Below are 24289 nucleotides of genomic sequence, written 5' to 3'. Positions count from 1 at the left end.
TCACTCATGGGCTGTACTCCTCGTTGCTGCCCGTTGATCGTACCGGGCGGTGTGGCGTACCCGACATCCCGCCCGCCGGCCCCCGTCAGGGCGGGTGTCGCGGCAGCTCAGGACGGGGTTCCGGGGGCTGCGGCGGGGGTGGCGGGCGGACCTGCGGGGGCGGTGGCCGCGGCGTCGGAGGCGGGGACAGCGGCGGCCTCGGCGGCGCGGTCGCGGGCCTCCTGCCGGTCCAGCTCGCGGTCCACCCGGCGGGCCTCCCGCTCGGACTGCTTGATCCACTGGACCACCAGTACCGCGATCATCGTCACGCTGACGAACTCGCCACCGGCCCACAGGATGCCGCCGGCGACCACCTGGTCGTTCCATGGGTCGGACCAGGCCAGGTTGAGCGAGGGGTACCAGTCGCCGCCGAACAGCGTGGTGCTCTGCATGACGGTGAGCCCGAGCACGGTGTGGAACGGCACCGACAGCAGCATCAGCAGCGCCCGTGCCGGGTACGGCCAGCGGCCGGGCAACGGGTCGAGCCCGAGCAGCGGCCAGAAGAACACGCAGCCGGTCATGATGAAGTGCGCGTGCACCAGCTCGTGCGCCCAGGCGTGTTCGAGTGTGTAGCGGTAGAGGTCGGTGAAGTAGAGCACGAACGGGTTGACCACGAAGATGGCGAACGCCACCAGCGGAAAGCTGTAGATCCGGGCGATCCGGCTGTGCACGACGGCCAGCAGCCGCCGGCGCGGGTCGACCGGCAGGGTGCGTAGCGCCAGGGTGACCGGCGCGCCCAGGGCCAGGAAGATCGGGGAGATCATCGACAGCACCATGTGCTGCACCATGTGCACCGAGAGCAGGGCGGTGTCGTAGGCGTGCAGGCCGCTGACCGTGACCGCGGCGATACCGCCCAGGCCGGGCCCGAGGAAGCAGACCGTACGGATCACCGGCCAGCGGTCCCCGCGTAGCCGCAGCCGGTGGACCCCGTAGAGGTAGAGGCCGGCGGCGAGGACCAGGCCCAGGGCGAGCCAGCTGTCCAGCCGGGTCTCGGTGAAGACCCGGGTGATGTCGAACGGCGGTGGTACCTCGACGCCGCCGGCCGCCAGGCCGGTGGGCGGGGCCCCCGAGGTGGCGGCGAAGATCGAATCGACGTGCAGCACGCTTTTCAGGCTAGGCCAGGCGAACCGGACCGCCACGATCGGGCCATCCCCGCCCCGGGTTTGGCACCCCGCTGATCGCCCGCCCCGGTCAAGGGCAATAATGACCGCGTGACTGCGGCCCCAGCCATTGACAAGAGCCGGATCCACTCTCTGACGCGGCCCAACATGGTCAGCGTCGGGACGATCGTGTGGCTCTCCAGCGAACTCATGTTCTTCGCGGCGCTGTTCGCGATGTACTTCTCGATCCGCGCGGCGGCGCCGGAGCAGTGGGAGAAGCACACCGAGGTCCTCAACATCCCCTATGCGACCACCTTCACGGTGATCCTGGTGCTGTCCTCGGTGACCTGCCAGCTCGGTGTGTTCGCGGCCGAGAAGGGTGACGTCCACGCCCTGCGGCGCTGGTTCACGATCACCTTCGTGATGGGCCTGATCTTCGTGCTCGGCCAGGCGAACGAGTACCTGACCCTGGTGCACGAGGGCGTGAAGATCAACGAAGACGGTTACGGGTCGATGTTCTACCTGACCACCGGCTTCCACGGCCTGCACGTGACCGGCGGTCTCATCGCCTTCATCATCTTCATGATCCGCACCACCATGGGTCGGTTCACCCCGGCCCAGGCCACGTCGGCGATCGTCGTGTCGTACTACTGGCACTTCGTCGACGTCGTGTGGATCGGGCTGTACGGCATGATCTACTGGCTTCAGTGATCTTGGCGTGTCAGGTTCCGCGCCGCTGCTCCGTCCCCTGAGACAAGGTCCAACCGGTTAAGGACACAGGTCATGACTTCTGACAACGACCGCCGACGCGGTCTGCTCGCGCGCCTGCGCGGGCGGCCCGCGGCGCGCAGCAGGGGCCGCCGCCGGCTGGGCGCGGCGTTCCGGCTGATCGCCGCGTTGACGCTGGCCGGCGGCGCCTACACCGTCTTCGCCCCCGGCGTGCAGGCGCAGGAAAACCCGCCGCTCACCGGCGCCGCGGCCGAGGGCAAGGCGCTGTTCGACGTGAGCTGCGTGACCTGCCACGGCCGCAACGCCCAGGGCGTCGAGGGTCGTGGCCCGAGCCTGATCGGGGTCGGCTCCGCGTCGGTCGAGTTCCAGGTCGGCAGCGGTCGGATGCCGATGGCCCGGCAGGAGGCGCAGGCCATGCGCAAGCCGCCGGTCTTCACCGACGAGCAGGTGCGTCAGCTCGGCCAGTACATCCAGGAGCTCGGCGGGGGCCCGCAGGTCCCGCAGGGCAACCTCCGCGAGGGCGCCAACCTCGCCACCGGTGGCGAGCTGTTCCGGATCAACTGCTCGCAGTGCCACGCCTTCGGCGGTGGCGGCGGCGCGCTCTCCTCCGGCAAGTACGCCCCGAGCCTGAACCCGGCCAGCGACGCGCAGATCTACGCCGCGATGCTCAGCGGCCCGCAGAACATGCCGGTGTTCGGCGACAACCAGATCACCCCGGAGCAGAAGGCGGACATCATCGCCTACATCCAGGAGACCCTGAAGGCCGACCAGGACCAGGGCGGCTTCAACCTCGGCCGGTACGGCCCGTCCACCGAGGGGCTGGCGATCTTCCTGGTGGGCATCGTCGCGCTGGTCTTCGCGAGCCTGTGGATTGCGGGCAAGTCGTGACCGGGCGGATCGTCAACACCATTGCCGTGGTGCCGTGCGCCGGCACCGCCCGTAGCGAGGTGACGGCATGAGCACCAAGACCGAGCAGCACGCCCCGCAGGACCGGGAGCCGCTCGACGTCCACGACCCCCGGCTCTCCCGGTTCGACATCGTCACCGAGGGCGCCCGCCGGGACGACATCGAGATCGTCCACTACGAGGAGCAGGTCGTCCCGGGCAGCAAGGCCGAGCGCCGGCTGACCCGTACGGTCGCGGCGATGTTCCTGCTCACCGGCCTGGCCGCCACCGCGTTCCTGGTCGTCTACATCTGGTGGCCCTGGGAGTACGAGCCGGGTCGCGGCGGCGACAAGTGGTACACCCCGCTGCTCGGCCTCACCCTGGGCATCGCCCTGCTCGGCATCGGCTTCGGCATCCTCACCTGGGGCAAGAAGCTGCTGCCCAAGGAGGTCTCGATCCAGGACCGGCACGACGGTCCCGGTTCGGCGGAGGACCGGAAGATCACCGGCGAGACCATGCTCTACCTCGCCGACGAGATGGGGGTACGGCGTCGTCCGCTGCTCGGCGTCTCGCTGGTCGCCGGCCTGCTGCCGGTCGGCGCGGTCGCCGCGGCCCCGCTGGTCGGCGGGCTGATCTCCAACCCGCACAAGAACAACCAGATGTTCACCACCGGCTTCGCCCCGCAGGACGGGAAGAAGATCCGGCTGGTCCGCGAGGACGGCCGGCCGATCCGCCCGGCCGACGTCAGCGCCGGTGGCCAGCTCACCGTGTTCCCGGGCATCGAGCACGGGGTGAGCAACAAGCACGCCGACTCGCCGACCCTGCTGATCCACCTGCGGGAGACCGACGCGGAGAAGTCCCGGCAGGCCAACTCGCGGGTCGGCCACGGTGACTACATGTGGGGCAACTACGCGGCGTACTCCAAGATCTGCACCCACGCCGGCTGCCCGGCGAGCCTGTACGAGCAGCAGACCAACCGGCTGCTCTGCCCGTGTCACCAGAGCCAGTTCCTGATCACCGACAACGCCCGGCCGGTCTTCGGCCCGGCGAGCCGGCGGCTGCCCCAGCTGCCGATCGAGGTGGACGAGGACGGCTTCTTCGTGGCGAAGTCCGACTACACCGAAACCGTCGGCCCCGACTTCTGGGAGCGGCCATGAAGCGCCGAAAGTTTGACGTAGCAGCGGTGCCGGGCAAGGCCGCCGGGGGAGTGGACGACCGCTTCCAGGTAGCCACCCCGCTGCGCAAGCTGCTCAACAAGGTCTTCCCGGACCACTGGTCGTTCCTGCTCGGCGAGATCGCGCTCTTCTCGTTCGTCGTGCTGCTGCTCACCGGGGTCTTCCTGACCTTCTTCTACGAGCCGGCGATGACCGAGGTGGTCTACAACGGCAGCTACGCCCCGCTGCGGGGCACCCCGATGTCGGCCGCGTACGCCTCCAGCCTGGACATCTCGTTCGATGTCCGGGGTGGCCTGATCATGCGGCAGATGCACCACTGGTCCGCGCTGCTGTTCATGGCCGCGATCGTGGTGCACATGATGCGGGTCTTCTTCACCGGCGCGTTCCGCAAGCCGCGGGAGACCAACTGGATCATCGGCTCGCTGCTGTTCTGGGTCGGCTTCCTGGCCGGCTTCACCGGCTACTCGCTGCCGGACGACGGCCTGTCCGGCACCGGTCTGCGGATCGCCTCCGGCATCATGCTGTCGATCCCGGTGATCGGCTCCTGGGTCACCTCGTCGGTCTTCGGCGGCGAGTTCCCCGGCGAGATCATCATCAGCCGGTTCTTCATCGCCCACGTGCTGCTGATCCCGGGCCTGCTGGTCGCGCTGATCAGCGCCCACCTGGGCCTGGTGTTCAAGCAGAAGCACACCCAGTGGCCCGGCCCCGGCCGGACCAACGAGAACGTGGTCGGCGAGCGGATGTTCCCGCGCTACGCGCTCAAGCAGGGCGGCTTCTTCATGGTCGTCTTCGGCGTGATCGCGCTGATGGGTGGCCTGTTCCAGATCAACCCGATCTGGTACTTCGGCCCGTACGAGGCGTGGGTGGTCTCGGCGGCCAGCCAGCCCGACTGGTACGTCATGTTCCTCGACGGCTCGACCCGCCTGATGCCCGCCTGGGAGATCAACATCCCGATCGGCAACGGGTACGTCATCCCGCCGCTGTTCTGGCCGACGGTCGTGCTGCCGGGCATCCTGGTCGGGCTCTCCACGCTCTACCCGTTCGTGGAGGCCCGGCAGCTCAAGGACTACCGGCACCACAACCTGCTGCAGCGCCCCCGGGACGTCCCGGCCCGGACCGCGGTGGGCGCGATGGCCGTCGCCTTCTACATCGTGCTGACCCTCTCCGGCGCCAACGACGTGATCGCCGACAAGTTCCACATCAGCCTGAACGCGATGACCTGGGCGGGCCGGATCGGGCTGCTGTTCATCCCGCCGCTGGCGTACTACGTCACGTACCGGATCTGCCTGGGTCTGCAGCAGCACGACCGGGAGGTGCTGGCCCACGGCGTGGAGACCGGCATCATCCGCCGGCTGCCCGACGGCCGGTTCGAGGAGGTCCACCAGCCGCTCAGCGCCGGTGACGGCCACGGGCACGGCGAACTGGACTACGTCGGCTGGGTGGTGCCGAAGAAGATGAACCGGCTCGGGGCGCTCGGCCCGGCGATCCGGGGCTTCTTCTACCCGATCGAGAAGCCGGTCGAGGCACCGGTCTCGCCGGGGCACCCGCCGGTGGAACCCCGCCCCGAGCGGGAGGAGATCGGCAGCGGGGATTCCCGCCGCTGACCTCCCCGTAGCACTGCACCGAAGCGCCCGCCGGAGTCCTCCGGCGGGCGCTTCGTCCGTTCCGGTGGCTGTCCGCCGGGCGGTCGGTGGGCGGCGTGACCGGCCCCCAACGGGTGGAAAGCGCAGGAATAACCCGCGCCAGCCGGGTATCCGTGCGGTCCAACGAAAACGGGGAGGGAACATGGTGGGTATCAAACGCCTGGGACTGCTGGCCACGCTGGTGCTGGTCGGCCTGGCCCCCGCGGCTGCCGCGCAGGCCGCCGCGCAGCCGTCGGCGCAGGACACCCAGTACCTGCAGGCGGTGCACCAGGTCAACCTGGCGGAGATCGTCACCGGGAACCTGGCCCAGAAGAAGGGCCAGAACGAGCAGGTCAAGCAGTTGGGGCAGCAGTTCGTCACCGATCACACCCAGCTCGACCAGACGGTGAAGAGCACCGCCCAGCAGCTGAACGTGACCCTGCCGAACGCGCCGACGGCCGACCAGCAGAAGGTGATCGACAAGCTCAACGGTCTCAACGGCGCCGCGTTCGACAAGGCGTGGGTGACCGCTGAGCTGGCCGGTCACGTGCAGGCCATCCAGGCCACCCAGACCGAGATCTCGCAGGGCTCCGAGCAGTCGGTGGTCCAGCTCGCGCAGGACGCGCTGCCGGTGTTGCAGGCGCACTACGACGCGCTGGTCGCCCTGGCCCAGGAGCTGGGCATCCCGGTCCCGCAGACCAGCGCCAGCGGCACCGCGAGCCCGGGTGGCAGCGGTACGCCGGCACCGGGTGGCACGACCGAGTCCCCGGCCCCGGGCGGCACCACGGAGTCGCCGGAACCGGGTGGCACCACCGAGACGCCGGCTCCGGGTAACAGCTGACGTCCCGCACCACCTGACGGTGGCCGGTCCCCGACGGGGCCGGCCATCGTCGCCTGTCCGGCGCGGCGGTCAGTCGGCGCTGGCCAGGCCGATCGCGAACGCCTCCTCCAGGTCGTGCTGCGAGTAGGCGCGGAAGGCGATGTGCGACTCGGTGTTGAGCACGCCGGGGACCTTGGAGATGCTGCCGGCGATGACCTTGGCGATCTGCTCGAACTCCCGGACCCGGACGATGGCGATCAGGTCGACGTGCCCGGCCACCGAGTAGACCTCGCTGACCCCGGGCAGGTTGGCCAGGTTCTCGGCCACCTCGGGGATCGAGTCGGTGGCGCAGTCGATCAGGACGATCGCGGTGATCACTGACGATTCTCCGTTCGTCGTGCCGGGCGCGACGCCGGCCTGGCGTCGCTGACCATGCTAGTGCCGCTTCTGTCCGCCCCCGGGCCGCCGGGGTGGGGGCTGTCGCAATGTCGCTGATCCAGCGGTGTCCGGCCGGGCGGAGGCCGCAACATCGGCGATGTCGCGGTGACCAGGACCGACCGGCGGCACGGGTCAGAGCAGCATGGTGCGGGGGTCGGCGGCCATGGCGCGCAGCCAGGCGGCCGCCTCCGGGGCCCCCGGGCAGCGGGCGGTGTCCAGCGCGGCGGCCAGGGCGTACATCTCGGGCGGCGGGATGAGCAGGCTCTCCTTGCTGCGCAGCCCCAGCTTGACCGTGCCGGTGTCGGTGGTGACGGTGAGCACCGGGGTCCGGGTGACCGCGCCGGTGGCGACCACCGAGCCGTCGCTGGCGACGCCGGTGTGCGCGACGGCCGTGGCCTGCAACGTCACCGACCGGGCGGCCCGCAGGTCGACGCTCTTCGTGGTGAGCCTGACCACGGTGAGCCGGGAGCCCTCCAACCAGGCGTTCGTCCGCACGACGCTCGTGACCAGCAGACCGACGAAGACGATGACCAGCCCGGCCGACAGGAGCGCGACGAGGGCCGGCACCGCCCCGCTGCCCGAGGTGCCCTGACCGGTCGTCGCGTTCAGGACGGTCCCGAGGATGGCACCGACACAGCCGCAGGTCACCGTGAGGAGGACACCCAGCACCACCAACGAGACGACCCGACCGGTACGGCTCGACCGGTAGCCGATCGACAGGGGGATCCGGGGCACGGAGGGCTGCATGCTGGTGATTCTGACACCGACGATCAACGTCCGCCCGGTACGGCCGCCACGGTGAGCCCGTCCGCGGCCCGGATCACGTCGCGGAGCCGTTCGTGGCGGCCGACCGTCGCGCCGGGCCAGACCACCACGCGCTCCACGTCACCGCGTACCACCGCGCCCGCGCCGACCACCGCGTGCCGGGCGTGGCCGGTGACGGTGGCGTCCGGGGCGATCAGCGTGCCGTCGCCGGCGGCGTGCAGGTTGGCCGCCAGGTAGTCGGCGGGCGTGCCGGTGTCGAAGAACGTGCCCGGGTACGGCACCACGGTCAGCTCGCCGGCCGCCTCCGCCGGCCGCCACACCGTGCGGACCAGGTCACCGAAGCTCGCCGGCAGCTCCCGCACCCGGTGCCAGGGCAGCAGCGAGAAACCGGTGAAGACGTGCCCGTCGAAGGTGCCGGGGGCGCGCGGATCGGGTGCCGGCCGGCCCAGCAGGCGTACGGACCGGAAGTCCCATCCGGCCAGCAGCGCCGCGACGTCCGGGCCGGGGGCGGCACCCGGATCGGCCAGGTACGCGTCGGCGTTGCCGACCAGCACCCCCCGCCCGGCGATCCAGTCCCGCAGGTTGCCCAGGCCGCCGGCGGTGCCCAACGGGTCACCCGGCTCCACCGACAGGTGTGCCCGGTCGCCGACGTGCGTCACCACCTGGTCGGCCAGGTAGCAGGCGTTCACCGCCACCCGCTGCGGCCCGGTCAGACCCAGCCCCGCCAGCCGGTGCAGGGCCCGGTCCAGCAGCGGCACGTTGCCGACCGGGCAGAGCGCCTTGGGCACCCGGGTGGTCAGCGGGCGCAGCCGGGTGCCCTCACCGGCGGCGAGCACCACCGCGCACAGGCCGTCCGGGGCGGTCACGTCGTCGGCTGGCCGGCCTGCGGCCCGATGCCGTAGTGGCCGAGCAGGTTGGCGGTGGCCCGGCTCAACCGGGGCAGGTCGTCCAGCGGGTGCCAGGCCGCCTCGAAGACCTCCGCGCCGTCCACCTTCAGCGGCGTGGTGGCGGCGGGCACCTCCGCCTCGAAGACCATGTCCACCCAGCCCCGGGTGTGCACCACCGCGTTCGGCACGGCCGGACGGAGCTGTTCCGGGGCGAGCCGGACGCCGGACTCCTCGTACAGCTCGCGGGCCGCGCCGACGACCGGGGCCTCCCCGCGCTGGAGCAGGCCGGCGGGCAGCGTCCAACTGTGCCCGGGGGGCTGGCGCAGCAGCAGCAGCAGCCGGCCGGCCCCGTCGGCCCCGCTGTCCCGGACCAGGGTCACCGCGCCGACGACGTACTTGGGCCCGGCGAGCCGGACCAGGCGACGACGCACCGAGACCGGCAGCCGGTAGAAGACCTTGTACGCGACGGCCCGGCCGGTGGCGCGGGAACGGAGGATCATGGCCTCCAGGCTAGGCCGTCGGTGCGCTGCCGTGGGGTGCGGGGCGACCGGTCACCCGGCCAGGGCCTCACTGTCGATGGTCGACCAGGTCGATGAGCTGGCGGACCACGGTGTCCGGTTCGACGGCCCGGTCGAAGACCGCGACCAGCAGGGTCTCCAGGTCGGGATAGCCCAGTTCTTCCGACAGGCGCAGCAGCGGCAGGTCGCTGGCCAGGCCCCGGTCGTGCTTGCGTAGCGCCAGGCCGATGGTGGCCCGCCCGAGGCGGACCTTGTCGGCGATGGAGATGCCGGGCTCGGTGTGCTCGGTGAACCAGCGGCTGATCTGCATCTGCGCGTGCGGCGACTTGACGAAGTCGAGCCACTCGCGGCGTGGCCCACGGGGGGCGACGTCCGCCTCGAAGCCGCTCTCCGCGTCGCTCTCGGTGTAGATCTCCACCACGTCGCCCTCGTCCAGTTCGGACGCCAGCGGCGCGAGCCGGCCGTTGATCCGCGCCGCGAGGCAGTGGTCGCCCCGCTCGGTGCCCAGCTCGTAGGCGAGGTCGACCGGGGTCGCCCCGGCCGGGAGCACCACCTGCCGGCCGTCGGCGACCACCTGGATCTGCGCCTCGGCGAGGTCGCACCGCAGCGACTGGAGGAACTGGGCCGGGTCGGGCGCCTCCTGCTCCCAGTCGAGCACCCGGCGCAGCCAGGAGAGCTGGTCGGTGTTGCTGGACCCGGTGGCGGCCCGGGGGAAACGGAAGTCGGCGGCCACCCCGTACTCGGCGCAGCGGTGCATCTCCCGGGTGCGGATCAGCACCTCGACCGTGCGCTCCTGCGGGCCGCAGACGCTGGTGTGCAGGGAACGGTAGAGGTTGTTCTTGGGGGAGGCGATGAAGTCCTTGAACCGGCCGGGGATCGGCCGCCAACGGCCGTGCACCGCGCCGAGGGCGGCGTAACAGTCGGTGGCCGGGCCGTCCACCACGATCACGATCCGGGGCAGGTCGTACGGCACGGCGTGCCCGCCGGCCACGGTGTCCTTCCAGATCGAGTAGAGGTGCCGGGGGCGGACGCTCACCTCGGCGTCGACCCGGCTGCGGCGCAGCGCCACCCTGGCCTGGGCCACCACGTCGTCGAGGTAGGCGTCCCAGCCGGGCCGGTCGTGCACGTGCCGGGCCAGCCGGGCGTGCTCGTCGGGTTCCAGGTGCAGCAGCACCACGTCGTCCAGGTCGCGCTTGAGGGTCTGGATGCCGAGCCGGTCGCAGAGCGGGACCAGCACCTCCTGGGTCTTGCGGGCGATCCGCTCCCGGGAGGCGGCCGAGCGGACCCCGAGGGTACGCATGTTGTGCAGCCGGTCGGCCAGCTTGATGATCAGCACCCGGACGTCCTTGCCGGCCGCGATGATCATCTTGCGGATCGTCTCCGCCTCGGCGGCCTTGCCGTAGAACGCCTTGTCGAACTTCGTCACCCCGTCGACCAGGTGCGCCACCTCGGGCCCGAAGTCCTCGCTGAGCGCCTGGAGGGTGTAGCGGGTGTCCTCCACCGTGTCGTGCAGCAGCGCCGCGACCAGGGTGGTGGTGTCCATCCCGAGGTCGGCGCAGATCTGGGCGACCGCCAGCGGGTGGGTGATGTACGGCTCGCCGCTCTTGCGGAACTGGCCGCGGTGCATGTTCTCGGCGATCGTGTACGCCCGACGCAGCACCGAGGCGTCCGCGCTCGAATGGATGCCGCGGTGGGTGCGGACGAGCTGGGTCACCGGGTCGGCGTCGTTGGCCGGCCAGCTCAACAGGGACCGGAGCCGCCGGGTCAGGGGCAACTCGCCCGGCTGGGCCGGGAGCGCACCCCCCAGGGCGGCGCCGTGTCCGGCGTCGACGTCCACGAGGGACACCTCCTCACCCCGGCTCCACGGTCACCGTCGCCGGCAACCGGAAGCAGGCCCACGAAACGGGCAGGACTGCACTCCCTTAACAGACTAAGCGAGGCGGGGTCGTCCGATCGGACACTTGCTCATGAGCGTTCGGTCGAGAGTTGGTGGGACCCGCCGCCCTCGGCCTTCTCCAGCAGGTCACGGAACCGTCCCGCGCCGGCCGCCGGGGACGACCAAACGGAGGTCATCTCCACCAGCCGGGTCTCCGGTCGTTCCAACCAGGACAGGATGCGTTCGGTCTCCTCGGCGGTGGCCCGGGGCACGGGCCCGTGCCCGTCCGGCTCCACCGTCTCCGCGGTGGCCCGGATCGCGGTGATCGTCGGTCGGGGGTGGACGCCCGGCGGGGACACCCCCGCCCCGGCGAGCCGCCCGTACCGGACCAGCGCCAGCTCCCAGCCGCCCCCGGCGGCGGGCCGGGCGGCGGCCAGCTCGGCGATCCGGGTCAGCCCGGCCAGCCGCTGCATCCGGACGGTGGCCCGCAGCACCGCCGCCAGCCGGGAGCGCACCACCGCCGCCTCCTCGTAGCGCTGCGCGGACGCCAACGCCTCGATCCGGGCCAGCAGGGCGTCCACCACCACCTGCGGGTCGCTGGTGGTGGCGGTGCGGAACGGGGCGACCGCGCGGTCGTCGTACTCCTGCGGGGTGATCCGGTGCTCGCAGGGCGCCGGGCAGCGGCCCAGCTCGGCCAGCGCGCAGGCCGGCGTGACCGTGCGCAGCGACAGCCGGTGGGTGCACTGGCGCAGCGGCACCGCGTCGTGGAACCCGGCGGCGGCCAGCTCGGCGGTCCGGGTGGAGCGGAACGGGCCGAGGTAGGCGGTGTCGCCGGGGGCCAGGCCGCGCACCACCGACAACCGGGGGTACGGCCCGCCGGTGAGCTTGAGCCACACCATCCGCTCCGGATACTTTGACCGCCTGTTGTACGGCGGCGCGTGCGCGGCGATCAACCGCAGCTCCCGGACCTCCGCCTCCAGCGGGTGGGCGCACTCCACCGCCTCCACCCGCTCGGCGGCGGCCAGCATCTCCGACATCCGGGCCCGCTTTTCGGCGGCGGTGAAGTAGCTGCGGACCCGGGTGGCGATGTCGCCGGAGGTGCCGACGTAGAGCGGCCGGTCGTCGGCGGCCCGGAAGATGTAGACCCCGGGCCCCCGGGGCAGCCCGTCGGCGAGGTGCCGCTTGCGCCGCTGGGTGGGGCTGACCGCGCGGGAGAACTCGATCGCCTCGCCGACGGTGTCGACCCGGTGCCCGCCGAGCCGGGCGATCAGGCCGTGCAGCACGTCCACCGTGGCCTTGGCGTCGTCGAGCGCCCGGTGGGTGGGCTGGGTGGTGGTGCGGAAGTAGGCGGCCAGGGTGCCCAGCTTGCGGTTGGGCACCTCGTCGCGGGTGAGCACCCGCCGGGCCAGCGCCGCCGTGTCCAGCACCCGGGGGTTGGGCCAGCGGTAGCCGTGCTTCGCGCAGGCGGCCTTGAGGAAACCCACGTCGTAGGGGGCGTTGTGGGCCACCAGCACGGCGTCGGCGACGAACTCCAGGAAGCTCGGCAGCACCTGCTCGATCGGCGGGGCGGGCAGCAGCATGGCCTGGGTGATGCCGGTCAGCACGGTGATGAACGGCGGGACCGGCACCCCCGGGTTGACCAGGGTGGCGAGCACCCCCAGCTCCTCGCCGCCGCGCACCTTCACCGCGCCGATCTCGGTGATGCCCCCGCCGTCGGGTGAGCCGCCGGTGGTCTCCAGGTCGACCACCACGAACGTCGTCGCGTACAGCGGCAGGGCCGGATCGACGCCGCCGGCCGGCCGGTCCAGACCGGCCAGGGTCTGCTGGACGTACTCCCCAGGTGCCACGGGCGGCAGGCTAACCGTTCGGTCCGACACTCCCGTCACCGCAGCCCCAGGGGCCCCTGGCGGCGTAGGATGAGAGATCGGCTCACTCAACCGGCGGTGGGCCCGGTCGCGGTGGGAGACTTGCCCCATGCCCCTCACCGACCCGCACGACGACCACCTCCCGCTGGAGGGGTCGTCCACCGCCGCGCCCGGGGCCGGCGGGGACCTGGGTGCGGGGGCACCCGAGCCCGGGGCCACCCTTCCCCCGCCCGACGGATCCGACGCCGGTGAGCCGGTGGACGGGCTGCCGGAGCCGGAGCCCGTCCTGCCCGAGCCGGTCCGGCAGCGGATCGTGGCGCTCACCGCGGCGGTCCTGCCCGGCCTGCCCGCCGACGAGGTGCCGGTGCCGCTGCGCCGGGTGGCCAAGTTCGCCCCCAACCGGCGGGCCCGGCTGGGTGGCTCGGTGATCGCCGCCCAGCTCACCGCCGACCCGCTGTTCCGGCAGCGGGTCACCGCCCGGGTGCTGACCGACGCCGGTGACCTCGGCGCGGCCGTGGTCGAGGGCACCGCGCCGGCCGCCGCCGACCCGGTCGAGGTGGCCGCCCTGGCCTACCTGGTCCGCCCCCGGGGCTGGCGGGAGCTGATCGACGCCAGCGGCGCGGCGGTCCGCGCCGAGGTGGACAGCGCGGTCGTCGCGGAGCTGGTCCGCGAGGCCGAGCAGCGGGCCACCCGGGCCGAGCACGACCGGGCGGTGGCCCGGGTCGAGGCGGACAAGCTCCGCGACGAGCTGGCCCGCGTCCGCGAGGAACTCGGCCAGCTCCGGGAGGAGAACCGCCAGCTCCAGCGCGGCCTGCGGGAGACCCAGGCCCGGGAACGCCGGGCCACCGAACTGCTCGCCACCGAGCGTGGCCGGGCCGCCCGCGCCGCCGCCGACAGCGACGCCGAGCTGCGTCGGGCGCGGGCCCGGCTGGCCGAGGCCGAGGCGGCGGCCGGCGTGGCCAAGGCCAGCGCCAAGGAGGCCCGTTCGGTCGACGACGCCCGGCTGTGGCTGCTGCTGGAGACGATCGGTCAGGCCGCCGTGGGGCTGCGCCGTGAACTGGCCCTGGACCCGGTGGACAAACTCCCCGCCGACTTCGTGGCCGACGCCTTCACCGACGCCCCGGCCGCCGCCCAGGGCGGGCCGGCCGCCCGCGCCCGGGACACCGACGACCCGGCCCGGCTGGACCAGCTCCTCGCCCTGCCGAGGGCGCACCTGGTGGTGGACGGCTACAACGTCACCAAGCGCGGGTTCGGCGAGATGTCCCTGGAGCAGCAGCGCAAGCGGCTGATCACCGGGCTGGGTGGGATCGCCGCGCAGACCGGCGACGAGGTGACCGTGGTCTTCGACGGGGCGGAACGGATGCACGGCCTGCCGCCCACCCCGCGCGGGGTGCGGGTGCTCTTCTCCCGCAAGGGCGAGACCGCCGACGAGCTGATCCGCCGGCTGGTCCGGGCCGAGCCGCCCGGCCGCCCGGTGGTGGTGGTCTCCTCCGACCGGGAGGTCGCCGACGGGGTGCGCCGGCACGGGGCGTACCCGCTGGGTGCCGACTCGCTGCTGCGCCGGCTGGCCCGCTCCTGACGTGTTGATCACCGGTTGTCCGGTTGTGTCGTACCCGATGGTTAGTGTCCGACCTGACCGACGGTGCTCGGGTGGTGACGAGGGTTTCCGCCCGACGCCGCACTGCGTCAGGAGGCACGATGCTCATCGACTGCGACGGCTGCCGGGTCCGGGGTGCGAGCTGCGCCGGCTGCCTGGTGACGGCCCTGCTCGACACCGACTCCCCGGCCGCCGGCCTGGGTGCCGCCGAGCACCGGGCGATCGAGGTGCTCACCCGCTCCGGCTTCGAGGTGGAGGTCCTGGCCCACGAGACCGCCCGTCCCGCCCGCCGCCGGGTCGCCTGACCGCCGCCGCGCCGCAGTGGCGGCTGGTGGACACCACGGCGGGGCCGCGCCGGCGGGCCATAGGATGGGCGCTCACGGCGGGAGGAGCGGCGGCATGACACGGGTACGACGCCACGCCCGCAGACCCGTACCCGGGGTGCCCCGGTGAGCCCGCGCGGCTGGGCGGTGCTCACCCTGGCGGCGCTGGTGCTGGCCCTGGTCGTCCTGGGTGCCCTGCTGGTCCCGTGGAGCCGGCCCCCGGCCCCCCGCGCCGACCAGCTCGCCGCCCTGCGTGACCTGCCCGCCGACCAGGTCGCCCGGGGGCGCGCGTTGCAGGCGGCCCTGCGCCCCGGCCGCTACACCGGGCTCGCCGTCGGCCTGCTGGTGGCCCTGCTGCTCGGGCTGACCCCGCTCGGGGCGAGGCTGGTCGAGCTGGCCGGCCGGCCGTTCGGCGACCACTGGATCGCCCGCGCGGTGCTCGGCGGGATCGCCGTGGTGCTCGTCGCCGACCTGCTCACCCTCCCGTTCGCCGCCTGGCGGCAGTCGGTGCTGACCCGGTACGGGCTCGCCACCCAGGGCTGGGGCGGCTGGACGGTCGACCTGCTCAAGTCGTACGCCCTCAGCGCGGTGCTCGCCGCGGCCGTGCTGCTCGGCTTCTACACCGTCACCCGGCTCGCCCCGCGCTGGTGGTGGGCGTTCGGGGCGGCCGGCGCGGCCGGGCTGGTGGTGCTGCTGTCCTTCGTGCTGCCGGTGCTGGTGGAGCCGGTGTTCAACCGGTTCACCCCGATGGAGCAGGGGCCGCTGCGCACCGAGCTGACCGCCCTGGCCGCGCGGGACGGCGTACCGGTGCGGGACGTGCTGGTCGCCGACGCCTCCCGCCGCACCCGGGCGGTCAACGCGTACGTCTCCGGTCTGGGGCCGACCCGGCGGGTGGTGGTCTACGACACCCTGCTGCGCGAGGCCACCCCGGCCGAGGTGACCAGCGTGGTGGCGCACGAGCTGGGCCACGCCAGGGACCGTGACGTCTGGACCGGCACGCTGACCGGTGCGCTCGGGGCCGCCGCCGCGGTCGTCGCGCTCTACCTGGTCGGCTCCTGGACGCCGCTGCTGCGCCGGGCCGGCGTCGACTCGATCGCCGAGCCCCGGGCGTTCGCGCTGCTGATCGCCCTGGTGACGGTCGTCGGGCTGGTCGCCGGCCCGGTGCAGGCGCTGGTGTCGCGCCGGATCGAGGCACGGGCCGACGCGCACGCCCTGGCGCTCACCGGTGACCCGGCCACCTTCGAGGCGATGCAACGCCGGCTCGCCGGGGTCAACCTGGCCGATCCCGACCCGCCCCGGGCGGAGTACCTCTGGTTCGCCTCGCACCCGTCCACGGTGGAGCGGATGGCCGCCGCCCGCGCCTACGCCCGGGAGGCCGGCCGGTGACCCGGACCCTGCTGATCACCAACGACTTCCCGCCCCGCCCCGGCGGCATCCAGTCGTTCGTGCACCACCTGGCGGTCCGCCAGCCGCCCGGCTCGGTGGTGGTCTACGCCTCCAGTTGGCGCGACACCGCCGGGTTCGACGCCGCGCAACCCTTTCCGGTGGTCCGGGACGCGACCCGGGTGCTGCTGCCCACCCCGCGGGTCGCCCGCCGGGCCGCCCGGCTGGCCCGGGAGCACGACTGCGACACGGTGTTGTTTGGTGCCGCCGCGCCGCTGGGCCTGCTCGCCGGCGGACTGCGCCGCCGGGCCGGCATCCGCCGCGCGGTGGCGCTGACCCACGGTCACGAGGCCGGCTGGGCGACCCTGCCGGGGGCCCGCGCCGCGCTGCGCCGGATCGGCCGGGACACCGACGTGGTCACCTACCTCGGCGACTACACCCGGGTACGGCTGGAGCGCGCCCTGCGCGGCGTCACCGAGCTGCACCGGCTCGCCCCCGGGGTCGACGTGGACACCTACCACCCCGGGGTGGACGGCGCGCCGGTACGGGCCCGGCTCGGGCTGGCCGACCGGCCGGTGGTGGTCTGCGTCTCCCGGCTGGTCGCGCGCAAGGGCCAGGACATGCTGATCCGGGCCCTGCCGGCGATCCGCCGCCGGGTGCCCGACGCGGCGCTGCTGGTGGTCGGAGGCGGGCCCTACCGGGCGACGCTGGAGAAGCTGGCCCGGTCCACCGGCGTGGAACGTGACGTGGTGTTCACCGGCTCGGTGCCGTGGGAGGCGCTGCCCGCCCACTACGCGGCCGGTGACGTCTACGCGATGCCCTGCCGTACCCGCAACCGGGGGCTGGACGTCGAAGGGCTCGGCATCGTCTACCTGGAGGCGTCGGCGACCGGGCTGCCGGTGGTGGCCGGTGACTCCGGCGGCGCACCGGACGCGGTCCGCGAGGGCGAGACCGGGTACGTCGTCCCGGGGCGTGACGTCGCCGTGCTCGCCGACCGGGTGGCCACCCTGCTCGCCGACCGGGACCTCGCCCGGCAGCTCGGCGCGGCCGGGCGGGCCTGGGTGGAGAAGGAGTGGCGCTGGGAGACCCAGGCCCGTCGCCTGACGGACCTGCTCACCGGCACCGCCGCCCCCGGCTGAACCGCCGACCGACCCGCCGGTGAACAGGGTGGCGGGGTGGTCGCCGGCGGTGGGTCAGCGGATCTGTTCGAGGATGCGGGCGGCGGGGGCGGGCTTGCCGAAGTGCCAGCCCTGGCCGGTGTCGCAGCCGATGGAGCGCAGCAGGTCGGCCTGGTCGGCGGTCTCCACCCCCTCGGCGGTGACCGTCAGGTCCAGCGCGTGGGCCAGCGACACCAGCGAGGCCAGGATCTGCTCGTCGTTGCGGCTGGCCGGGTCGACCTGCGGGCTGCGTAACCTGGTCACGAACTCGCCGGCCACCTTCAGCTCGGTGACCGGCAGGTCCCGCAGGTAGACCAGATTGCTGTAGCCGGTGCCGAAGTCGTCGATGGCGATCCGGACACCCAGGTCGTTGAGCATCCGCAGGGCCCGGACCGGGTCCTCCCCGCCGGTGCTCATCATGGTGCTCTCGGTGATCTCCAACTGGAGTCGTTGCGGCGGCAGGCCGGTCTGCGCCAGCAGCCCGCGCACCTCCTGCACCAGGCCGGGACGGTGGACCTGCCGGACGGCGAGGTTGACGCTGACGAACGGTGCCTGCCCGCCGCCGGCGGCCCAGCTCTCCGCCTCCCGGCACGCCTCGGCGAGCACCCAGCCACCGAGCCGGACGATCAGCCCGGTCTCCTCGGCCAGCCCGATGAAGCTGTCCGGGCCCAGCACCCCCAGCTCGGGGTGCCGCCAGCGGACCAGCGCCTCCACCCCGACCACGGTGCCGTCCCGCAGCGACGTCAGCGGCTGGTAGTCCAGGAAGAACTCGCCCCGGTCCAGGGCGGCGGGGATGGCCGCCGACAGGGCGTACCGGGCCAGCTCGGTGCGGTGCCGGGCCGGGTCGAACAGCGCCCAGCGGGCGCCGCCGGCCGCCTTGGCCCAGTGCAGGGTGCTGTCGGCGGCCCGCATCAACTCACCCGGGGTGGTGCCGGCCACCGGCCGTTCCACGATGCCGGCGCTTGCGGTGACGGTCAGCTCGTGCCCCTCGACCAGGGCCGGCTCGGCGACCGCGGCGAGCGCCGCCTCCGCCACCTTCACCACGTCGTCGGTGCCGTCGGTGCGCTCGACGAGGATGACGAACTCGTCGCCGCCGAGGCGGGCCACCAGGTGCTCGCCGAGGGCCCGGCTCAGCCGCTGCGCCACCTGCACCAGCAGGGCGTCGCCGAGCTGGTGACCGAGGGAGTCGTTGACCACCTTGAACCGGTCGAGGTCGAGGAAACACACCCCCACCCGGGCGGAACCCCGCCCCGGGACGGTGAGGGCGGTGGCGAGCCGTTCGGTGAACAGGGTGCGGTTGGGCAGGTCGGTGAGCGGGTCGTGGGTCGCCTGGTGGCGGAAGCGGGACTCACTGTCGCGCAGCGCCCGTTCGGCCTGGGCGCGGGCCACCATCGCCGCCCGCCGGATGGACTCCTGCTCGTCGAGGGTCCGGTCGCGCAGCGCGCGGGCGTACCCGGTGGTGATGGTGGCGAGCAACCGGGCCAGCCGGTCGGAGATGTCGTCGCCGACCAGGCCGAGGTCGCGCAGCAGGCGGAGCTGGACGACCTCGACGGTCCGCCCCAGCCCCTCCGCCGAGGCGATGTGCGCGGCCACCAGCTCCGCGCCCACCTGGTGACCGACCCGCGGGTCGAACGGCTCGGCCCGCAGCGCGGCCGCCAGTCGTACGGTGAGCCGTTGCAGCAGCTCCTCCAACTGGGCCTGGGTCATCGGCAGGTAGCTGGTGCCGGAGACCGCCTTGGCCCAGGCGCGGGCGAACGTACCCGGGCAGGACGCCCGGGGGCCTGTCGGCTCACCCATCGAGACGCCCGACGCCGCCGAGGAAGACGGCCTGTTCGGCGTTCTCGGCGCTCTCCGGCGTCTCGGGCCGCCACTGCGGCACCCAGACCACCCCGGGGTCGACGATCGTGAAGCCGTCGAAGAACGCGGTCAGCTCGGCCCGGCTGCGGATGCACAGCGGGTTGTCGGTACGCCGGTAGACCCGTTCCGCCTCGGTCCGCTCGGCCCCGCCCCGGGTGTCGTCGCTGGCCTGGGAGAGGACCAGGTAACTGCCCGGGGCGAGCGCCGCGCGCAACGTCCGCAGGATGTCCTCGGGATGATCGGCGTGCGGGATGAAGTGCAGCACCGCCACGATCATCACGGCCACCGGCTGGGAGAAGTCGATCAGCCGGGTGACCTCGGGGTGCGCCAGGATCGCCTCGGGCCGGCGCAGGTCCTCCTGCACGACGGCGGCGGCGGGGTTGCCGGCGAGGATCTCCTGGCTGTGTGCGACGGCGACCGGGTCGACGTCGACGTAGACCACCCGGGCCCGCGGGTCGGCCCGCTGGGCGATCTCGTGCACGTTGCCGACGGTGGGGATGCCGGAGCCGATGTCGAGGAACTGGCGGATGCCGGAGTCGACCAGGTGCTGCACCACCCGGCGCAGGAAGGCCCGGTTGGCCTGGGCCATCAGCGGCGCGTCGGGAACCGCCTCCACCATCGCGCGGGCGGCGACCCGGTCGGCGGCGAAGTTGTGCGAGCCGCCGAGGTAGTAGTCGTACATGCGGGCGACGCTGGGGCGTTCGATGTCGATGTCGTCGGGTGCCCAGTTCGGTCGCTGCATCCCCAACCCCTTTGTCGAGTACCACCGCAAACATGGTCGACCGTGCGGTTCACCCGGGTATTCTGCCTGTCCACCGCCCACGTGCAAAGACCGCGATCAGTGCGCGACCGGTCGCTCACCGGGCGCAGTCGAACCGGTGGTGTGCCGACGGCAGGCCCGGGTCCGGGGTGGACCCGGGCCTGCCGGCCCGGCGGGGTGGCCCCGCCTCAGAACTTCGGGGCGTCCGGCGCCTCGAGCAGACCCAGCCGCAGGGCGGTCATCAGCGCCTGCGCCCGGTTGGCCGCGCCCAGCTTCTCGTAGAGCTTCGAGATGTGGGTCTTGGCGGTGGACTCGCTGACGAACAGCTGCTTGGCGATGCCGGCCACGCTCATGCCGTCGGCGAGCAGCCGCAGCACCTGACCCTCGCGGGGGGAGAGCTGCGGGCCGGACGGGGCCAGCCGGCGCTTCATCGCCTCGGCCAGGTCGGCGGCGGTGAACGCGCTGGGCGAGGAGGCGGCGTGCCGGGCGGCGGCCACCACCTCGTCGGCCGGCGCGGTCTTCGGCACGAAGGCGCTCGCCCCCGCCTCCAACGCACCGAAGAGCTGGTCGTCACCGGCGTACATGGTGAGCACCACGATGCCCATCGACGCGCTGGACTTGCGCAGCGCCCGGGTGGCCTCCAGGCCGCTGCCGTCGGGAAGCCGCAGATCCATGATCACGACGTCCGGTTGCAGCGCGCCGGCCTGGCGCACGCCCTCCGCCGCCGTGGCGGCCTCGCCGACGACCTCGAACTGACGGTCCCGCTCGAAGGCGTGCCGCAGCCCCTTGCGGATCAGATCGTGATCGTCGACAAGGAGGACCTTGGTACGGGTGGCCGGTGTCGGGCTTGTGGTCATCCTCGAATTACTCCACTTCTGCTGCTGCGCTGCCACGCACGTTATCGCGCCGGGGCGACGAACCCACCACCACCGCCACGGTCGTACCACTGGGTTGCCGGGGACTGATCTCCAACCGGCCCCGGATACGTTCCGCCCTCTCCGCCATGATCGCAAGGCCGTAGTGACCGTCGGTGCGCTGGTCACCGATGCCGTGACCGTCATCCGACACTTCAATTTGCGCGTACGGGGGGTCCACCTCGCAGGTGACCCAGAGATTCGACGCCCCGGCGTGCTTGCGGGCGTTGGTCACCGCCTCCTGGGCGATGCGCAGCAACTCGGCCTCGGTGGCGGCCGGCAGCCGGGCGGTCGACTCGTCGAGCGACAGGTGCACCCGCAGGCCCCCCGACGCGCCGACGGTGCGGGCGTACTCGGCGATCGCCGCTGCCAGGCCGCCGTGCCGGTCGACCTCGCTGCGCAGCTCGAACAGGCTCAGCCGCAGCTCGGTGATCACCCGGGTCACCTCACCGCGCAGGGTGCGCAGCGCCTCGGCGGTCTCCTTCGGGTCCTCGTCGACGTAGGCCAGCGCGTTGTCGATGCCGTAGCCGACCATCACCAGTTCCTGCGCCACCCCGTCGTGGATCTCCCGGGCCAGCCGCTGCCGCTCCTCGTTGGTGGCCAGCGACCGCACCTCGTCGAAGAGCAGCGCCGCCTCCAGGCGCAGCGCCGCCGGGCCGGTCAGCGCGGTCACCCGGGACACCACCGGCGGCGGGTAGGCGTGCGCCGCGTCCGCCTCCAGCACCACCAGGCCGACCGTACGCACCCCGGCGACGAGCGGCACGATCAGCGCCGAGACGTCCCCGCCGCTGTGCGAGCGGGCCTGCGACCGGGCCGAGGTCTGCGGCTGCTGGCTGGCCCAGGCGTCGGCGATCGCCGAGTCGGCGTCCAACGTCGTCTCCCAGTCGACCCGGTCGACGCCGACCTGGGCGAGGACCACGAGCCGCCCGCCGCCGCTTGCCGACAGCACCGCGCCCCGGTTGCCGGGGGCGACGGTACGCAGCTCCTCCAGCAGGTGTTCGGAGATGCCGCCCGGGTCGAGGGTGGCCCCGGGCAGCTGCCGGGCGACCGTCCGCAGCTGGGTCAGCAGCCGGGTCGCCTCGGCGTACGGCTGGGGCTTGCCGTCGGCCCGGACCCGCATCACCTGGTGCAGCGTGCCGGCGGCGTAGAGGCCGAGCCCGGCGAGGATCAGCCACTGCGCGCAGACCGCCAGGTAACCGGCCTGGCCGAGCTGCCGCCCACCGGCGACCTCGGTGAAGGCACCCGCCACCAGCAGGGTGGCCGCGGTGACCCCGAGCAGCACCGCGCCCTCGCGGAACTGCCGGCGCAGCGCGGTGACGGTCACCGGCACCGCCAGGTAGGGCAGCACCGCCGAGGCGCCCAGCCCGCCGACCGACGAGCCGAGGGCGGAGGAGACGGCGACCTGGCTGGCGGCCAGCCCGATCACCACCGCCTCGGCGAGCCGGCTCAGCGGGCCGATCAGCCGGTGCTCGGGGGCGAGCAGGGCGGGCGCTCCGGCGACCGCCAGCAGGGCGATCCACCAGAGCTGGGCGGGATCGCGGGTGGCGACCAGGGTCAGTACGCCGACCAGCGCGAGCATCACCGCTCGCGCGGCGGCGGCGACGGGACGCGTCTGGGGGCGGGCGGCTGTGGAGGCGGGCACGTGACGGATCGTAGTCAGCCTTGGTAGATGTCCGCGATCTCGGCCGCGTACGTCTTGTGGACGACCTGCCGCTTGACCTTGAGTGAGGGGGTCAACTCGCCGGTCGCCTCGGTGAAGTCGCGGGGCAGGATGCGGAACACCTTGATCGCCTCGGCCTTGGAGACGGCCAGGTTGGCGGTGTCCACCGCGCCCTGGATCTCGGCCCGCAGCGCGTCGTGCGCCACGAGCTGCGCGACCGGGGTGTCCTCGGGCATCCCGTGGGCGGCCAGCCACTTCGGCAGCGCCTCCTCGTCGACGGTGACCAGCGCGGCGATGAACGGCTGCCGGTCGCCCACCACCACGCACTGGCTGACCAGCGGATGTGCCCGGACCTGGTCCTCCAGCACCGCCGGGGCGACGTTCTTGCCGGCGGCCGTCACGATGATCTCCTTCTTGCGGCCGGTGATGCTGAGGAAACCGTCGTCGTCGAGGTGCCCCAGGTCGCCGGTGCGGAACCAGCCGTCGGCGAGCGCCTCGGCGGTGGCCGCCTCGTTCTTCCAGTAGCCCTGGAAGATCAGGTCACCGGCGATCAGGATCTCGCCGTCGTCGGCGATCCGGATCGTCACGCCGGGCAGCGGCCGGCCGACCGTGCCGATCTTCGTGCCGGTGGGCAGGTTGGCCGCGGCGGCGGGCGAGGTTTCGGTGAGGCCGTACCCCTCGCAGATGGTCACCCCGATGCCCCGGAAGAAGTGCCCGAGCCGGGCGCCGAGCGGGGCACCTCCGGAGATCGCGTCCCGGCACCGGCCACCGAGGGCGGCCCGCAGCTTGCGGTAGACCAGCCGGTCGAAGACCGCGTGCTGGGCGCGCAGCGCGAACCCGGGACCGCCCGGGGTCTCCTGCGCCTCGCTCCAGGCGATGGCGACCTTCTCGGCCCGGTCGAAGATCGCGCCCTTGCCGTCGGCCTCGGCCTTCTGCCGGGCGCCGTTGTAGACCTTCTCGAAGACCCGCGGCACCGAGAGCACGAACGTCGGCCGGAACTCCTGGAGCTGGGCGACCAGGTCCCGGGTGTCGGCGCAGTGCGCCATCGTGGCCCGCGCCTGCACCACCCCGATCTGGATGAGCCGGGCGAAGGCGTGCGCCAGCGGCAGGAAGAGCAGGGTCGAGGCGCCCGGGCGGAACAGGTTCGGCAGCACCGGCACCGCGTTGGCGATGTCGGCGTACATGTTGCGGTGGGTCAGCACGCAGCCCTTGGGGCGGCCGGTGGTGCCGCTGGTGTAGATGATCGTGGCGACGTCGGCGGCGCGGACCGAGGTGCGGCGGCGCTCGATCTCCTCCGGGTCGACCGAGGTGCCGGCGGCGACGATCTCGTCGACCCCGCCCAGCTCGATCTGCCAGACGTCGCGCAGCTCGGGCAGCCGGTCGCGGACCCCGGCGACCAGGGTGGCGTGGCTGTTGGTCTCCACCACCACGGCGACCGCGCCCGAGTCGCCGAGGATCCAGGCGGCCTGTTCGGCGCTGGAGGTCTCGTAGATCGGTACGGTGACCGCGCCGGCCGCCCAGATGGCGTAGTCGAGCAGGGTCCACTCGTAGCGGGTGCGGCTCATCAGGGCGACCCGGTCACCGGGGGAGACCCCCGCGCCGGCCAGCCCCCGGGCCACCGCGACCACCTCGTCGCGGAACTGCCGGCAGGTGACGTCGACCCCGGCGCGGCCCTCGACGGCGGGCCGGACGAACTGCACCGCGTCCGGCGCGGCCTCGGCGTTGTCCCAGACCGGGTCGGTCAGGTTTGCCGCGTCGCCGATGGTGACGATCGGCGGGACGGAGAACTCGCGCACCTGCACTCCCTCGTGCTCGCACTGGCCGGGCCGACCACGGGCCGGCATGGTCGAAACCTACCCGGCCGGCCGGGCGGACGCCCCAGCCAGGTTGCCCGGCCCCTGCCCGGGGGGTGGAGCGGGG

General features: G+C 73.2%; 21 protein-coding genes. 9 read left to right on the top strand and 12 right to left on the bottom strand.

The genetic code is table 11. The features are described from left to right. Positions 1-107: 107 nt before the first annotated feature. The gene (locus JQX11_RS27510; RefSeq protein ID WP_204927836.1) at positions 108-1142 is read right to left on the bottom strand and encodes a cytochrome c oxidase assembly protein; all 1035 of its coding nucleotides are present in this window, start codon (positions 1140-1142) and stop codon (positions 108-110) included. A 108-nt stretch (positions 1143-1250) separates the two neighbouring features. Between JQX11_RS27510 and ctaE the strand changes: the two genes are divergently transcribed. From ctaE to JQX11_RS27485, 5 genes are all read left to right on the top strand, one after another. Beyond that, entirely contained in the window at positions 1251-1850 is a 600-nt protein-coding gene (gene ctaE, locus JQX11_RS27505; RefSeq protein ID WP_088644671.1) for an aa3-type cytochrome oxidase subunit III, read from the top strand. A 72-nt stretch (positions 1851-1922) separates the two neighbouring features. Beyond that, positions 1923-2756: a cytochrome bc1 complex diheme cytochrome c subunit gene (gene qcrC, locus JQX11_RS27500; RefSeq protein WP_204927835.1), complete on the top strand. Its 834-nt coding sequence runs from the start codon at positions 1923-1925 to the stop codon at positions 2754-2756. 67 nt (positions 2757-2823) lie between these two features. After that, positions 2824-3909, top strand: a complete 1086-nt coding sequence (gene qcrA / locus JQX11_RS27495; protein ID WP_204927834.1) for a cytochrome bc1 complex Rieske iron-sulfur subunit — start codon at positions 2824-2826, stop codon at positions 3907-3909. Then, positions 3906-5531, top strand: a complete 1626-nt coding sequence (qcrB, locus tag JQX11_RS27490; RefSeq protein ID WP_088644674.1) for a cytochrome bc1 complex cytochrome b subunit — start codon at positions 3906-3908, stop codon at positions 5529-5531. The genes qcrA and qcrB overlap by 4 nt, the downstream gene beginning before the upstream one ends. A gap of 181 nt (positions 5532-5712) precedes the next feature. After that, positions 5713-6390 carry a DUF4142 domain-containing protein gene (locus tag JQX11_RS27485; protein ID WP_204927833.1) on the top strand — a complete coding sequence of 226 codons (678 nt, stop codon included), beginning with the start codon at positions 5713-5715 and terminating at the stop codon, positions 6388-6390. Positions 6391-6459: 69 nt separating this feature from the next. Here the strand turns inward: JQX11_RS27485 and JQX11_RS27480 are convergent, their stop codons facing one another. The 6 genes from JQX11_RS27480 to JQX11_RS27455 form a co-directional block, all read right to left on the bottom strand. Continuing rightward, a complete protein-coding gene (locus JQX11_RS27480; RefSeq protein WP_088644676.1) occupies positions 6460-6747 on the bottom strand; it encodes an Lrp/AsnC family transcriptional regulator in 288 nt (95 codons plus the stop codon). Positions 6748-6939: 192 nt separating this feature from the next. After that, positions 6940-7554 carry a hypothetical protein gene (locus JQX11_RS27475; protein ID WP_204927832.1) on the bottom strand — a complete coding sequence of 205 codons (615 nt, stop codon included), beginning with the start codon at positions 7552-7554 and terminating at the stop codon, positions 6940-6942. Between the two features lie 23 nt (positions 7555-7577). Continuing rightward, entirely contained in the window at positions 7578-8438 is an 861-nt protein-coding gene (locus tag JQX11_RS27470; protein ID WP_204927831.1) for a sugar phosphate nucleotidyltransferase, read from the bottom strand. After that, a complete protein-coding gene (locus tag JQX11_RS27465; RefSeq protein ID WP_204927830.1) occupies positions 8435-8959 on the bottom strand; it encodes an NUDIX domain-containing protein in 525 nt (174 codons plus the stop codon). The genes JQX11_RS27470 and JQX11_RS27465 overlap by 4 nt, the downstream gene beginning before the upstream one ends. 67 nt (positions 8960-9026) lie before the next feature. Beyond that, the gene (locus JQX11_RS27460; protein ID WP_204927892.1) at positions 9027-10814 is read right to left on the bottom strand and encodes a RelA/SpoT family protein; all 1788 of its coding nucleotides are present in this window, start codon (positions 10812-10814) and stop codon (positions 9027-9029) included. A 128-nt stretch (positions 10815-10942) separates the two neighbouring features. After that, positions 10943-12700 carry a DEDD exonuclease domain-containing protein gene (locus JQX11_RS27455; RefSeq protein ID WP_204927829.1) on the bottom strand — a complete coding sequence of 586 codons (1758 nt, stop codon included), beginning with the start codon at positions 12698-12700 and terminating at the stop codon, positions 10943-10945. Between the two features lie 127 nt (positions 12701-12827). Here JQX11_RS27455 and JQX11_RS27450 point away from each other — a divergent pair, with 127 nt between their 5' ends. The 4 genes from JQX11_RS27450 (at position 12828) to JQX11_RS27435 (ending at position 17160) form a co-directional block, all read left to right on the top strand. Then, the gene (locus tag JQX11_RS27450; protein ID WP_204927828.1) at positions 12828-14297 is read left to right on the top strand and encodes an NYN domain-containing protein; all 1470 of its coding nucleotides are present in this window, start codon (positions 12828-12830) and stop codon (positions 14295-14297) included. 119 nt (positions 14298-14416) lie between these two features. Then, positions 14417-14620, top strand: a complete 204-nt coding sequence (locus JQX11_RS27445) for a hypothetical protein (protein ID WP_204927827.1) — start codon at positions 14417-14419, stop codon at positions 14618-14620. Positions 14621-14764: 144 nt separating this feature from the next. Beyond that, on the top strand, positions 14765-16024 hold the full coding sequence (locus JQX11_RS27440; protein ID WP_204927826.1) for a M48 family metallopeptidase: 1260 nt from the start codon (positions 14765-14767) through the stop codon (positions 16022-16024). Then, positions 16021-17160 (top strand): glycosyltransferase family 4 protein, encoded by a 1140-nt coding sequence (locus tag JQX11_RS27435; protein WP_204927825.1) that lies wholly within the window; start codon positions 16021-16023, stop codon positions 17158-17160. Before JQX11_RS27440 ends, JQX11_RS27435 begins: the two co-directional genes overlap by 4 nt. A 54-nt stretch (positions 17161-17214) precedes the next feature. Here JQX11_RS27435 and JQX11_RS27430 read toward each other — a convergent pair whose 3' ends face one another. The 5 genes from JQX11_RS27430 to JQX11_RS27410 form a co-directional block, all read right to left on the bottom strand. Further along, positions 17215-18975 (bottom strand): putative bifunctional diguanylate cyclase/phosphodiesterase, encoded by a 1761-nt coding sequence (locus JQX11_RS27430; RefSeq protein WP_204927824.1) that lies wholly within the window; start codon positions 18973-18975, stop codon positions 17215-17217. After that, positions 18968-19777: an SAM-dependent methyltransferase gene (locus tag JQX11_RS27425; RefSeq protein WP_204927823.1), complete on the bottom strand. Its 810-nt coding sequence runs from the start codon at positions 19775-19777 to the stop codon at positions 18968-18970. Before JQX11_RS27425 ends, JQX11_RS27430 begins: the two co-directional genes overlap by 8 nt. A 206-nt stretch (positions 19778-19983) precedes the next feature. Beyond that, the gene (locus tag JQX11_RS27420; protein ID WP_007072219.1) at positions 19984-20652 is read right to left on the bottom strand and encodes a response regulator transcription factor; all 669 of its coding nucleotides are present in this window, start codon (positions 20650-20652) and stop codon (positions 19984-19986) included. A gap of 7 nt (positions 20653-20659) precedes the next feature. Next, a complete protein-coding gene (locus JQX11_RS27415) occupies positions 20660-22351 on the bottom strand; it encodes a GAF domain-containing sensor histidine kinase (RefSeq protein WP_204927822.1) in 1692 nt (563 codons plus the stop codon). Between the two features lie 14 nt (positions 22352-22365). Then, positions 22366-24165 carry an AMP-dependent synthetase/ligase gene (locus JQX11_RS27410; RefSeq protein WP_204927821.1) on the bottom strand — a complete coding sequence of 600 codons (1800 nt, stop codon included), beginning with the start codon at positions 24163-24165 and terminating at the stop codon, positions 22366-22368. Between the last annotated feature and the right edge of the window lie 124 nt (positions 24166-24289).

The organism is Micromonospora humida (assembly GCF_016901255.1).
Lineage (GTDB): Bacteria > Actinomycetota > Actinomycetes > Mycobacteriales > Micromonosporaceae > Micromonospora > Micromonospora wenchangensis.
The sequence above is the reverse complement of the archived record's forward strand: the minus strand, read 5'-3'. Positions and strand labels throughout refer to the sequence as shown.